The sequence below is a fragment of the bacterium genome, from assembly GCA_004322275.1.
GTDB lineage: Bacteria > Desulfobacterota > Deferrisomatia > Deferrisomatales > BM512 > SCTA01.
The window spans coordinates 96,305-108,263 of sequence record SCTA01000017.1; the positions used below are offsets into that span (position 1 = coordinate 96,305).

Annotated in this window: 12 protein-coding genes and 2 tRNA genes; 7 read left to right on the forward strand and 7 right to left on the reverse strand. The window is 60.0% G+C overall.

All coding sequences use genetic code 11. The features are described from left to right. Nucleotides 1–17: 17 nt before the first annotated feature. The 5 genes from EPN96_05390 (at nt 18) to EPN96_05410 (ending at nt 3,133) form a co-directional block, all read left to right on the forward strand. Complete coding sequence (locus tag EPN96_05390) at nt 18–1,211, forward strand: phosphoglycerate kinase (GenBank protein ID TAL17512.1); 1,194 nt, start codon at nt 18–20, stop codon at nt 1,209–1,211. Beyond that, nucleotides 1,208–1,963: a triose-phosphate isomerase gene (locus tag EPN96_05395; GenBank protein ID TAL17513.1), complete on the forward strand. Its 756-nt coding sequence runs from the start codon at nt 1,208–1,210 to the stop codon at nt 1,961–1,963. Before EPN96_05390 ends, EPN96_05395 begins: the two co-directional genes overlap by 4 nt. Nucleotides 1,964–2,001: 38 nt before the next feature. After that, entirely contained in the window at nt 2,002–2,349 is a 348-nt protein-coding gene (gene secG, locus EPN96_05400; GenBank protein ID TAL17514.1) for a preprotein translocase subunit SecG, read from the forward strand. A gap of 7 nt (nt 2,350–2,356) precedes the next feature. After that, nucleotides 2,357–2,441 (forward strand) — tRNA-Leu (locus EPN96_05405). 65 nt (nt 2,442–2,506) lie between these two features. Further along, nucleotides 2,507–3,133, forward strand: a complete 627-nt coding sequence (locus EPN96_05410; protein ID TAL17515.1) for a redoxin domain-containing protein — start codon at nt 2,507–2,509, stop codon at nt 3,131–3,133. A gap of 320 nt (nt 3,134–3,453) precedes the next feature. On the opposite strand, the gene EPN96_05415 is transcribed toward EPN96_05410, so the two are convergent. From EPN96_05415 to EPN96_05445, 7 genes are all read right to left on the reverse strand, one after another. Beyond that, nucleotides 3,454–4,044 carry an aminoacyl-tRNA hydrolase gene (locus EPN96_05415; protein TAL17516.1) on the reverse strand — a complete coding sequence of 197 codons (591 nt, stop codon included), beginning with the start codon at nt 4,042–4,044 and terminating at the stop codon, nt 3,454–3,456. 2 nt (nt 4,045–4,046) lie between these two features. Then, nucleotides 4,047–4,664 carry a 50S ribosomal protein L25 gene (locus EPN96_05420; protein TAL17517.1) on the reverse strand — a complete coding sequence of 206 codons (618 nt, stop codon included), beginning with the start codon at nt 4,662–4,664 and terminating at the stop codon, nt 4,047–4,049. 49 nt (nt 4,665–4,713) lie between these two features. Next, nucleotides 4,714–5,655, reverse strand: a complete 942-nt coding sequence (locus EPN96_05425) for a ribose-phosphate pyrophosphokinase (protein ID TAL17528.1) — start codon at nt 5,653–5,655, stop codon at nt 4,714–4,716. A gap of 46 nt (nt 5,656–5,701) precedes the next feature. After that, nucleotides 5,702–5,776 (reverse strand) — tRNA-Gln (locus tag EPN96_05430). 11 nt (nt 5,777–5,787) lie between these two features. Continuing rightward, nucleotides 5,788–6,711 carry a 4-(cytidine 5'-diphospho)-2-C-methyl-D-erythritol kinase gene (gene ispE, locus EPN96_05435; protein ID TAL17518.1) on the reverse strand — a complete coding sequence of 308 codons (924 nt, stop codon included), beginning with the start codon at nt 6,709–6,711 and terminating at the stop codon, nt 5,788–5,790. A 286-nt stretch (nt 6,712–6,997) separates the two neighbouring features. Continuing rightward, the gene (locus tag EPN96_05440) at nt 6,998–8,188 is read right to left on the reverse strand and encodes an FprA family A-type flavoprotein (GenBank protein ID TAL17519.1); all 1,191 of its coding nucleotides are present in this window, start codon (nt 8,186–8,188) and stop codon (nt 6,998–7,000) included. A gap of 3 nt (nt 8,189–8,191) precedes the next feature. Then, nucleotides 8,192–8,350: a rubredoxin gene (locus EPN96_05445; protein ID TAL17520.1), complete on the reverse strand. Its 159-nt coding sequence runs from the start codon at nt 8,348–8,350 to the stop codon at nt 8,192–8,194. On the opposite strand from EPN96_05445, the gene EPN96_05450 reads away from it, so the two are divergent. Both EPN96_05450 and EPN96_05455 read left to right on the forward strand, forming a co-directional pair. Next, entirely contained in the window at nt 8,328–9,020 is a 693-nt protein-coding gene (locus tag EPN96_05450) for a DUF4124 domain-containing protein (GenBank protein ID TAL17521.1), read from the forward strand. The genes EPN96_05445 and EPN96_05450 overlap by 23 nt on opposite strands. A gap of 4 nt (nt 9,021–9,024) precedes the next feature. After that, the gene (locus EPN96_05455; protein TAL17522.1) at nt 9,025–11,283 is read left to right on the forward strand and encodes an ATP-dependent DNA helicase PcrA; all 2,259 of its coding nucleotides are present in this window, start codon (nt 9,025–9,027) and stop codon (nt 11,281–11,283) included. Nucleotides 11,284–11,959 lie beyond the last annotated feature (676 nt).

Consider the following 11,959-nt stretch of genomic DNA (forward strand, 5'->3'; position numbering starts at 1 on the left):
ACTTAAGGGAGGCTGTCATGGCAATAAATTCCATCGACGATATCGCCCTCAAGGGAAAGCGCGTCTTCGTCCGGGTAGACTTCAACGTGCCCATGAAGGAGGGAGTCATCTCCGACGATACCCGCATACGCGCCGCCGTGCCTACCTTCGAGAAGATTCTCTCGGAAGGGGGGTCGATTATTGCGGCGAGCCATCTAGGGCGGCCCAAGGGAGGCCCTGACCCGGCCTTCAGCCTGCTTCCGGTCGCAAAAAAACTTCAGGAGATTATGGGCGTGAAGGTGCTCATGTCGCCGGAGGTGATCGGCGAGACTACGACCCGGCTGGCGCGGGAGCTTAAGCCCGGAGAGATACTCCTCCTCGAAAACGTCCGTTTTGCGGCTGGCGAAACCAAAAACGACCCGGCCCTCTCGAAGGAGCTGTCCGCCCTCGCCGAGGCCTACGTCAACGACGCCTTCGGCTCCTGCCACCGCGCACACTCCTCGACCGCCGGGATGGCCGGGTACTTCCCGAGGGAGGCGCGGGGAGCCGGATACCTGATGCAAAAGGAGATAAAGGCCTTTGAAAGGGTGCTCCGAAACCCCGAACGGCCCTTCGTGGCGATTCTCGGCGGCGCGAAGGTCTCCGACAAGATCTCCGTCATCGAAAACCTTTTGCCGAAGGTAGACAGGATGCTGATCGGGGGCGCGATGGCCTACACCTTCCTCGCGGCGCAGGGGATAGCCGTCGGCGGTTCCCTCGTCGAGGGCGACAGGATCGAACTGGCCGCTTCCCTCCTCAAGGCTGCGAAGGGGCTCGGCGTTGAGTTTCTCCTCCCCTCCGATCACCTTGTCGCGAGCGAGCTTGCGGAAGGGGGCACCCCCTCCGTGACGCCGGACGCCTCCGTCCCGGCGGGGATGAAGGCTTTCGACATCGGGCCCGTCACCGTCGAGAGGTACAAAAAGGCGCTGGAGGGCGCGAAGACCGTAGTCTGGAACGGACCGATGGGGGTCTTTGAAAATCCGGCTTTCGCTCGGGGGACCTTCGCGGTCGCCGAGGCTGTAGCGAACTGCGGGGGGTACACGGTGGTCGGAGGAGGCGACAGCGTTTCGGCCGTCAAAAAATCCGGCAACGCAAAGAAGATATCCCACGTTTCCACCGGCGGCGGCGCTTCCCTGGAACTTCTTGAGGGAAAAGTCCTTCCGGGAATTGCCGCCCTGGGAGGTGATAGATGAGAACTCCGCTGATACTCGGCAACTGGAAGATGAACAAGACTTCCGAAGAAACCATAAGTTTCATCGAGGAGTTAAAACCGCTTCTTGAGGATCTGTCCGGCGTCGAGGTGGGCGTCGCGCCGCCCTACACCCTCCTTCACCTCGCGGGAAGCCTTCTGGCGGACACGAAGGTGCTTCTTGGGGCGCAAAATTGCCACTGGGCTCCCCACGGAGCCTTTACCGGGGAGATATCTTCCTCCATGCTCCTTGAGGCGGGGTGCGCTTTCGCCATCCTCGGACATTCCGAAAGGCGGCAGCTCTTTGGGGAGAGCGACGCAAGGGTCGCCCAAAGAGCGCGCGCCGCCCTCGAAGCGGGCCTTTTGCCGGTGGTCTGCGTAGGCGAAACCCTCGCCGAGAGGGACGCGGGGCGTCACTTCGACGTGGTGGCGGCCCAACTCGCGGGGTCTCTGGCCGGCTTTTCGCCGGAGGAGCTTGCCGGAATGGTAATCGCCTACGAGCCGGTCTGGGCCATCGGCACCGGGAGAACCGCCTCGGTTGAGCAGGCGCAGGAGATGCACGGATTCATAAGAGGACTCATAGGGAAAATGGGGGGGGAGGCCGCCGGGTCGCGGACGAGAATTCTCTACGGGGGCTCGGTAACGCCGCAAAACGCCGCGTCATTGCTGGAACAAACCGACGTTGACGGGGCGCTCGTGGGAGGCGCGAGCCTCGACTCACAAAAATTTGCATCCATTGCTCGTTTTCGTGTATAAAGCGTTTTCTCGAAAATGTTCGGAAGGTTTGGTTTGAGATGGCAACTTTCGTAACGATAATTCACGTACTTGTCTGCTTCGCCCTCATCGGCATCGTCCTCCTTCAAAGAGGCAAGGGCGCCGACATGGGCGCGGCCTTCGGCGGTTCGAGCCAGACGATCTTCGGCTCCAGCGGCGGCGCGACCTTCATGAGCAAGCTCACGACCACGGCCGCTATCGTCTTCATGCTCACCTCGATAGGGCTCGGGCTTCTTTACAAGTCCAGCGCGAGCAGCATCGATTCGAGCTTTTTTACCGAACAGCCCCAGAGCGCCCCCGCGGAAGCCGTGCCCTCCATGCCGGTTACGCCCGCCCCTCCGGCCCCGGCGCCCGAAGAGAAAAAATAGGTTTTGTGCCCAAGTGGTGGAATTGGTAGACACGCTATCTTGAGGGGGTAGTGGGTATTCCCGTGCCGGTTCGAATCCGGCCTTGGGCACCATAAGTTCAGCAAAGAGCGCACCCGCAAGGTGCGCTCTTTCGTTATGGGAAACTCCATCTTCCTTGATGGGTAACGCCGTTTGTGGTACTTCTGTAACGTTGCAATTGAAAGCCGCTGTGCTTCCTTTCAGGCCGGGCGGCGTTGCCTTACAGCCCATCGGGAAGAGGTCGATGCACATGAGAAGGGTATCTTTTTCGCTGCTGGCGTTGGCGTTTATCCTCCTGTTTGTTCCGAAGATGTCTTTTGCCGGAATGGGCGGCGGAAACATCCTGCCCGTTGGAGTCGCCGCGCCAGACTTCGAGTACACCGACCTCGACGGACAAAAATCCTCCCTTTACGAGACCGACAAGGGAAAGCCCCTTCTTCTGGTCTTCATACAGCGCACTTGTAGATCCTGCCAGAGAGAGATGGAGTTTCTAAAGGAACTGAAGGCAAGAAATAGCGACCTGAACATCCTCGGCGTCTTCATTGACGCGGTTGAGAAAAACTTTAACGGCTTCAAGAAGGAGATGGGACTTCCCTTCCGCTTTTTCTGGGATGGCAATCTGGAAGTGGCCGACGGTTACGGCGTCTCCTTCGCCCCCACCAGCTTTCTGCTGGACAAAGACCGCGTAATTTCAAAGGTTTACCGGGGCTGGTCAAGGCAGGACGACCAGCTGGAGAACGACTACAAGGTACTTTCCACCCGTTAGGGGAAATCATGGCCGAGGGCATAAGGGCGGAAGTCGAAAAGAGGGCGCGGGAAGGCAAAATATCCTGCAAGGAAGCCTTAAGGCTGGCTAACGAGCTGGGGGTTTCTCCCGCCGAGGTGGGCAAGGCGGCGGACGAGCTGAAAATCAAGATAGCAGGATGTCAGCTGGGCTGTTTTAAATGAGGCTGCCCAAAAACTGCTGCGAGCCCCGTTTTCTGCGTCGCGTGCTCGCTCGAAAGCTCGCCTAACACCCGGTTATGTCTCGCTTCTCGCTGCGCGTCTCCTTGAAACCGGGTCTTCTCGCGACGTTTTAGGACAGCCTCAAGCCAAATATCTGATACAAAGGCTCCGCGCTTTCGCGGGGCCTTTTTCAGTCCCCTCTTCGATGATGCTTATCACTGCGCTTGCGGCGCGCTCCAGAAACGGGGGCAGAGCGGCTGCTTCGCCGGGGGAAAACTCTGCGAGGACGTGATCGGGGGGCGAAACTCCCTCGGGCGGCCTGCCTACGCCTATCTTCACGCGGCAAAATTCCGCCGTCCCAAGCTCCTCTATTATCGAACGGATGCCGTTGTGGCCCCCGTGGCCGCCGGAAACCCTTATGCGAAGGGTCCCGAAAGGGAGGTCGAGGTCGTCGTGGACGACGATGAGCGAAGACGCCCGCTCCCTAAGGGGTGCGACGGCGATTCCGCTTCTGTTCATGTAAGTGAGGGGTTTTAAAAGGAGGATGGATTTCGGGCCCAGCCCGGCTTTTGCCGCCAGACCGGGCCCGATTGTATTCCACTTGTCCGCCCCGAGCCGAAGCCCGAGTAGATCCACTACCATAAAGCCTGCGTTGTGGCGGGTGCGGGAGTACTTCTCCCCGGGGTTTCCAAGCCCCGCCACGAGAAAGTCGAAGGGTGAAAGAGGGGCTATGATTAAGCCTCTGCGGTTCCTTCGGCGGTTTCCTTGGCCGCTCCCTCTTCCTCGGAGGAGGGGGAGATGACCGCGCAGATCGCGACCTTCACGTTTTCGAGCAGGGTGACTCCCTCGGGCGGCGTGATGTCGCTCAGGTGGAGGGAGTGTCCGAGGCGAAGCTCCGTAACGTCCAGCACTATCGCTTCCGGGAGGTTGTCCGGCAGGCAGGAGACTTCGAGGTTGCGGCGGGCGATCTGGAGAATTCCGCCGAGCTTGACGCCGACGGCCGTGCCCACGATGCGCACAGGAACGGAGGCGTGGATCGGGCGGTTGGGATCGAGCATGTAAAAATCGGCGTGGAGGAAGCGGCGGCGCAGGGGGTGAACCTGCAACTCCTTGATGAGCGCCCTCTTGCCGTTGATCTTTTCGTCATCGCACTTGAAGCGGATGAAGACGTTTCTGCCCGCGGAGGTGGAGAGGGCCTTTATAAGCTCGCGCTCGGAGCAGTTAAGCATGGTGGGGGAGACGTCGCAGCCGTAAAGGATGCCGGGAATGTTTCCCACGGCGCGCACCTTGCGCGCAGCGCCTTTGCCGGAACCGGGCTTCACGGCGACTGAGAGTTCAACTTCGCTATGCATTGTTCTTTCCTCTTAAACGTTAGGTAAAACGCGTTAAATCGACACTTGATTAAACGAAAAGCGAGCTTACCGAGCCGCGGTCCTGGATCCTGCGAATCGCATGGGCCAGCAGCGGCGCTACGGACAGAACCTTTACTTTCGGACACTCCATGGTCGCGCCGCTGAGGGCTATCGTGTCGGAGGTGATAAGCTCCTCTATCGGCGAATCCATTATCCTCGAAACGGCGGGGCCGGAGAGCACTGCGTGCGTGGCGACGGCGTAGACCGAGCGAGCGCCGTTCTCTTTTAAGGCCTTGGCGGCGTTGGTCAGGGTTCCGGCGGTATCGACCATGTCGTCGAGGAGGACGGTGTCCTTGCCGGAGACGTCGCCGATGATGTTCATCACCTCGCAGACGTTGGCCCGCTCGCGCCTCTTGTCGATAATCGCCAGCCCGGCGTCAAGCCTACGGGCGAAGGCCCTGGCTCTCTCGACGCCGCCCGCGTCGGGGCTGACCATAACCAGCTCGTCTCCCTTGAAGCGGCGCTTGAGCTCCTCGATGAGAACCGGCGTGGCGAAGAGATTATCGACCGGAATGTTGAAAAACCCCTGAATCTGGCCGGCGTGGAGGTCAACCGTCATCACCCTGTCGGCGCCCGCCTGCGTTATCAGGTCGGCGACAAGCTTGGCGGTAATCGGGACGCGGGGTAAAACCTTGCGGTCCTGCCTCGCATAGCCGTAGTAGGGTATGACGGCGGAGATCGAGGTGGCGCTGGCCCTCTTGAGGGCGTCCATTATTATCAGGAGCTCCATGAGGTTGTGGTTCACGGGAGTGGAGGTCGACTGTATGACGAAGACATCGTAGCCCCTCACGCTCTCCTGAATTTCAACGCTTATCTCCCCGTCGCTGAAGGTCTTTATGGTCGCTGGGGCGAGAGGGCAGCCAAGCTCGCGGCTTATCGCCTGCGCGAGCGGAATGTTGGCTGTGCCGCTTATTATCCTGATATTGTCCATCTGCCTGTCCGATTCTTTCAATTTATATCGTATCCCATGATGAAAATGGCTGGGGCGGCAGGATTCGAACCTGCGATTACCGGAATCAAAACCCGGTGGCTTACCGCTTGCCGACGCCCCAGTGCATCGGAACTAGAAAAGCGAAACCTCGCCGAGCGTGCACGCGGTCAGAATTGCCCACTTCGCCGGAGCGCTTTTAGAGACGGTTTTTCTCGCGCGTTCGGCCTCGCCGCGGCTGGGGAAGAGGGCAAAAACGGCGCTTCCCGAGCCGGTCATCGCCGCCGCCTCGCCACCCGCTTTCCGGAGTGCGTCGAGAGCTTCGCCAATCTCGGGCGAAAGCTCCATTGCCGGGCGCTCCAGATCGTTACGAAGAACTCCGGCGACGCCACGAAAGTCAAGCTGCGCTATGTTAGGGAGCAAAGGGTCTGATGTCAATACCTTAGTGTGCCGGGAAAACACAGACGCGGTAGACAGAAAAACGCCGGGATGGATGACGGTCAGCCACAGCGTCTCCACTGCTTTGACGGGGCGCACTATCTCGCCGACCCCTTCGACCCACGCCCACCCCCTCGCGAAGAAAAAGGGAACGTCCGCCCCCACGCCGAAGGCCGAACGGATAACCCCTTCCGGCGAAAGGGTTTTTACGTAAAGCTTTTCGAGGCCCATGATTACGCTGGCCGCGTCGCTGGACCCTCCGCCCATCCCCGCACCCACCGGTATCTTCTTTTTGACGCGAATTCTGACCCCCCCGGACGCCCCGGTTTCCTGAAAATAAAATCCGGCGGCGCGGTGGCAGATGTTGGCTTCCCCAGAGGCTACGAAGGGCGACCCCTCGGCGAAGACCTCTATCCTGCCGTCCTCCTCCAGCTTCTCAAGCGTCAGCTCGTCATAGATAGACACCGGAGCCATGAGCATTTTGAGCCCGTGGTAGCCGTCGGGCCGCTTTCCCGTGACTTCGAGGTAGAAGTTCACCTTCGCCGGGGCTTTTATTTTGAGGAGTTCCTCGTCCATCTTCCACCTTGAAACCAGGCCGACCGGGTCGATCCGGGCGGCCATATTGCTGACAAACTTCGTCTTTTCTCCGATTTACTTCGTCAGGCTCAAAAAACGATCCTCAAAATACAACGAGTATTCCTCCGGTCGTTTTTCTCGCCTTCCTTGTTCTCGAAGAAAATACTGTGTTTGTCGCAATCTTAAGTCTGTTGACCTGATGTCCCCTTTTGTTCTGTTTTTCTGTGCGGAAAACTTCTCTTTTCGCCACAAATGACTTTGTCAACAGCCAAGCCGCCCGGGTCGATCCGGGCGGCGCAGGACTTCGGTTAATTTCCGGGCAGGAGATATATCAGGATTTCATCGACTCGGCAAGTTTTGCCCCGAAAGCCTCGCACCCCTTGAGGTCTTCCCCGGTGGGGACCAGCCTCGCGCGCAGGGGCTCGGAGGGAACCTTGAAGCGAAGCCCCTTTATTCTCTCGCTCAGCATGACGGGCCCTTCGCCGCTCCAGCCGTAGGAGCCGAAGGCCCCCCCGGTCATCCCTTTGGTCTTTACGGTTATCAGGGAGGCGAGAAACCCCCAGGCGTGGGGAAGGGCGTCGCTGTTTATGGTGCAGGAGCCTATGGCGATGCCGCCGGCCTTCTCAACTTCGTCGAGGAGCGGGTCGATATCGGTTGCGGTGAGGTCGAAGAGGGAGGCCTCCACCCCCGCCGCCGCCGCGCCGGCGGCTATCGCCTCGGCCATCTTCGCGGTGTTGCCGTAGGCGCTGGCGTAAAGCACCAGAAGGAGTTTTTTGTCGCCCTTTTTCGGCTCCAGCGCCCAGGCGCGGTATTCCTCCAGCCGTTTTTTTATGCTGCTCCGAAGCATGGGGCCGTGGCTGGGGCATACGAGGAGGGGCGAGAGCTTTTCGACCCGGGCGACGGCGCGGAGGACGTGCTCCTTGAAGGGGCGCATTATCGCCTGAAAATAGTAGCGGAAGGCGTAATCGTAGTTGCTCACCAGATCGTCGAAGAGCCTGTCGTCGCAGTAGTGGGCGCCCAGAAAATCGCAGGGGAAGAGTATCTTCTCCTCAGGAAGCCAGGTGAACATCGTGTCCGGCCAGTGGAGGTAGGGCTCGATAAGAAATTCGAGGGTCTTTCCGCCGAGGTCGATCTTGTCGCCCTCGGCGACCACCATTGAGTTATCCAGAACCCTGTTTACGATGTTTTCCGCGAAGGACTTGCCGGGGCGGGTGAAGACGAGGGTGGCGTTTACCGCCTCCTTCAGGAGGTCGGAGAGCGCCCCGGAGTGGTCTGGTTCGAGGTGGTTCAGGACAAGGTAGTCGATCTTGGCCGGGTCTATCGCTTTTTTAAGGTTTTCGATGTACTGCGCCGAAAATTTCCCTTTGTTCGTCTCGATGAGGGCGGTCTTTTGCGCTCCCCGGACGAGGTAGGAGTTATAGGTCGTGCCGTTCTCAGCCTTCATCACCACGTCAAAGACGCGGAGCTGAGGGTCCAGAATTCCGACCCACTGGACGCCGGGCGCAATATCTATCGTTCCCATCGGCTACATCGCTTCAAACATGTCTTTGGTCGCGCCGCAGTCCGGGCAGACCCAGTTGTCGGGCAGCTTGTCAAAGGGGGTTCCGGGGGGGACGTTCGCGTCCGGGTCGCCCTTTGCCGGGTCGTAGATGTAACCGCAGATGGTGCAGACGTACTTTGTCATCCGTTGCTCCCTGGCATCAATAAGCCTCAATGAAATTTGTCGAGCATTAATCCTGACTGTTAGAATATATTACCAGATATTGCAAGTTTTGCTGAAAACCAGCGGAGGATGCGCCTTGAGGATATCAGGGATATTGGCCCTGTTCGTTTTCCTGTTCTGCACGGAAGCTTTTTGCGCGGAGACCTACAAGTGGGTCGACGAGAAGGGCAACGTTCATTTCACCGACAACCTCTTCAACGTCCCCGGCAGGGAGCTTGAGACCGTTAAGATTTACCGGGAAGTCGGCAGCGACCGCGATTCGGTCATCCCTCTGCAAAAGACCGGGGCGGGTTACCTGGTGGGCGCGATGGTTAACGGGCAGGCGAAGGCGAACCTCGTCGTGGACACCGGCGCCTCCTCAACCGTCATCTCTCCCTCGATACTGACGGGTCTCGGCATCGTTATCCGTAACGACCCGGCGGTCGAGATGAAAACCGCCGGAGGCATCGTCACCGTAGGCTGGGCGATGGTGGAAAAGATCTCGGTGGACGGAAAAGAGAAGAAGAACATGAGGGTGATCGCCCACGACGCCGTGCCCGGCGCGGACGGGCTTCTGGGCATGGATTTTCTCGGCGATTACCGGGTGGAGATACTCTCCTCCGGCCCCAGCCTTAAACTCACCCCTCCCTGATCCCATGAACGAGACTGAAAACGACCCCATCCTAGCGGCGCTGAACCCGCCGCAGAGAGAGGCCGTCACCTTCGGGGACGGACCGCTCCTCATACTCGCCGGGGCGGGAAGCGGAAAGACGCGGGTGCTTGCCCACCGCATAGCCTATCTCGTCGAGCGCAGAAACGTTCCGCCCTCCTCGATCATCTCCCTTACCTTTACCAACAAGGCCGCCGGAGAAATGAAGGAGCGGGTGGCCGGGCTACTCGGCGGGAGCCTCCACGGCGCGTGGCTCGGCACCTTCCACTCGATCGCGCTGAGAATCCTGCGGACCCACGGCGAGCTGACGAAGTGGGGGGCCTCCTTTTCCGTTTACGACTCCGACGACCAGAAAAGACTGGCGAAGGACGTAGCGGCTTCTCTTTCGCTCGACACGAAAAAATACAAACCGGCGTCCCTGCTGGCCGGGGTCTCCCGCGCGAAGGACGACGGGCGGGGGTTTTCCGACTTCGAGGTGCCGGGGGTTTCCGCCTCCCCCCACGCGAAGGTCTTTTACTCCTTTTACAAGCTCTACACCCTCCGGCTCCAGAACGCCCGCGCCCTCGATTTCGGCGACCTTCTCCTCGAAACCCTGCGCCTCTTCGAGGAGCGCCCGGAGATCGCCCGCCGATACGCCGAAAAGTTCCGGCACGTTCTCATTGACGAGTATCAGGACACAAACCGGGTGCAGTACCTCCTCGCGGGCCATCTATCCAGCGTCTGGGGGAACATCTGCGCCGTCGGCGACGACGACCAGTCGATCTACGGCTGGCGCGGCGCGGACCTTCGCAACATCCTCGATTTCGAGAAGGATTTCCCCGGCACGAAGATAATAAAGCTGGAGCAGAACTACCGCTCCACCGCCGCGATTCTGGAGGCCGCCGCCTCGGTCATCTCCCACAACGTCGGCCGCCACAAAAAGACCCTCTGGACCTCCCGAAAGGGGGGCGTCCCGGTGGTTTGCCACACCGCCTCGACCGAGGAGGAAGAGGCGCAGTGGATAGTCGAGAAGATAATTTCGCTCCTCAAGGAAGGGCAAAAGTTAAAGGATATCGCCATCCTCTACCGCACCCACGCTCTCTCCCGCCCGGTCGAAGAGGCGCTGATGGACAGGGAGCTTCGCTACGTGGTCTACGGGGGGCTGCGCTTCTACGAGCGCAGGGAGATAAAGGACGCGATGGCGTGCCTGCGGCTTGTGGCCCAGCCTTACGACCCCGTAGCCCTGAAGAGGGTGATAAACGAACCCCCTAGAGGCATCGGCGACAAGACCGTCGCGGCTATTTTCAGTGAATCCGAGGCGAGGGAGCTGGACCTTTTCGCCACGATGAGGCTGATGGTGGAGGAGGGAGTCCTTCCTCCCCGCGCCTCCCGCGCCGTGGCCGGTTTCATAGAGCTTGTCGAGGGGTGGCGGATAGCCCACGCCGAAGGCGAGCGCCTCGGCGACCTTCTTTCGCGGATACTCCGGGAGAGCGGCCTTAGGGGCGCGCTGGAGAGGGCGAAGGAGGACGAGAAAGAGGCGGAGAGGCTTGAAAACCTCGAGGAACTCCTCAACGCCGCCGACGTTCACGCGGCCGAGGGCGGCACCGTGCTCTCCTTTCTGGACAGGGCCGCGCTCATAAGCGATCAGGAGAGCGGCAAGCCGGGGTGGGACGGAATGACCCTGATGACCATCCACTCCGCCAAGGGTCTCGAATTCCCCTGCGTCTTCATCGCCGGGATGGAGGAGGAGGTCTTTCCCCACGCCCTCAGCAGCAGCTCGAAGGAGGAGGTGGAGGAGGAGCGAAGGCTCTGCTACGTGGCCATGACGCGGGCGAAGGACAGGCTCTTCCTCACGAGGGCGAGGGTAAGGCGGGTCTTCGGCGCGGAAGGGCTCTTCCGTCCGCCGAGCAGGTTTCTCTTCGAGCTTCCCGAAAAGATATGCCCCAGGGATTATCCCACCGCCCGTCCCTGCCCCGAGAAGAGGGGCTTTACCGTTCCTCCCCGCATCCCGCCGAAAAGCGAGGCCGCGCCGCAGAAAGAATACGCTCCCGAGGCGAAAACAAACGGCCGCTCCCTCAGCGTCGATCCCGAGAACTGCGACTACAAGAAGGGGATGAAGGTGCGCCACCCGAAGTATGGCGACGGCGTGGTGACGGCGACGGACGGAAGGGGGCCGACGGCGAGGGTTTCGGTGGATTTCCGAAGGGGTGAAAAGAAAAAATTCGTTGCCGGACTTTCGGGTTTAGAAATTTTAATCGACGACTGACGGCTTCGGCTTTTGCCGCGGGGCTTTGTCGCTTCTCGCTCGCGCTCCTTGCCGTAGGCACGCTACTGTCTGCGTCGCGCTCGCTGCGGGCTCCTCGCCCGGCGGCAAAATCCTTTGCCGTATATAATAAAAAAATTCTGCTTTCAGCCATGTAGGGTGGGCACGGCCCACCAATATATAAACCTTAATGTAATTCTATGCTTGCGGGCTGCCCGCCCGCGCCCGGCCCCATTTCTTTTGAGCGACCAAAAGAAATGGGGGAAAGAAAAGTCGCGCTCCCTTTGTGCCCAAAGCTCGCTCGTTCGTCGCTCGGCGAGCGCGCAAATCGCCACCGGCTCATGGCGCGCCCGGAACACCCTCGCTCTCTCACTCGCTGGGCACCGGAGAGCGTGGGGAACGAAAAGAAGGCTCGCAAATGAGCAAGGTAATTGTTGCTCATTTGCTCGAAGGTAGTTTGTTTACAGCTATTAAGAGATATGTGTAGACAATCTACCTCCGAGGCCAAAAACTTTTTGTTACTTTGTTTTTGGCCGAGCCTTCACTTCGTCTCCCTCGTGGCCCGTAGGTGACGCAGGGAGCGGAGGCGGAAAGGGCGGCGGGGGGGTCTTAGTGAGCGCAGCGAACGGGTGCCCCCTCACGCCCCCGCCGCAGCGACCGGTCGCTCGTAGAGCGAGCG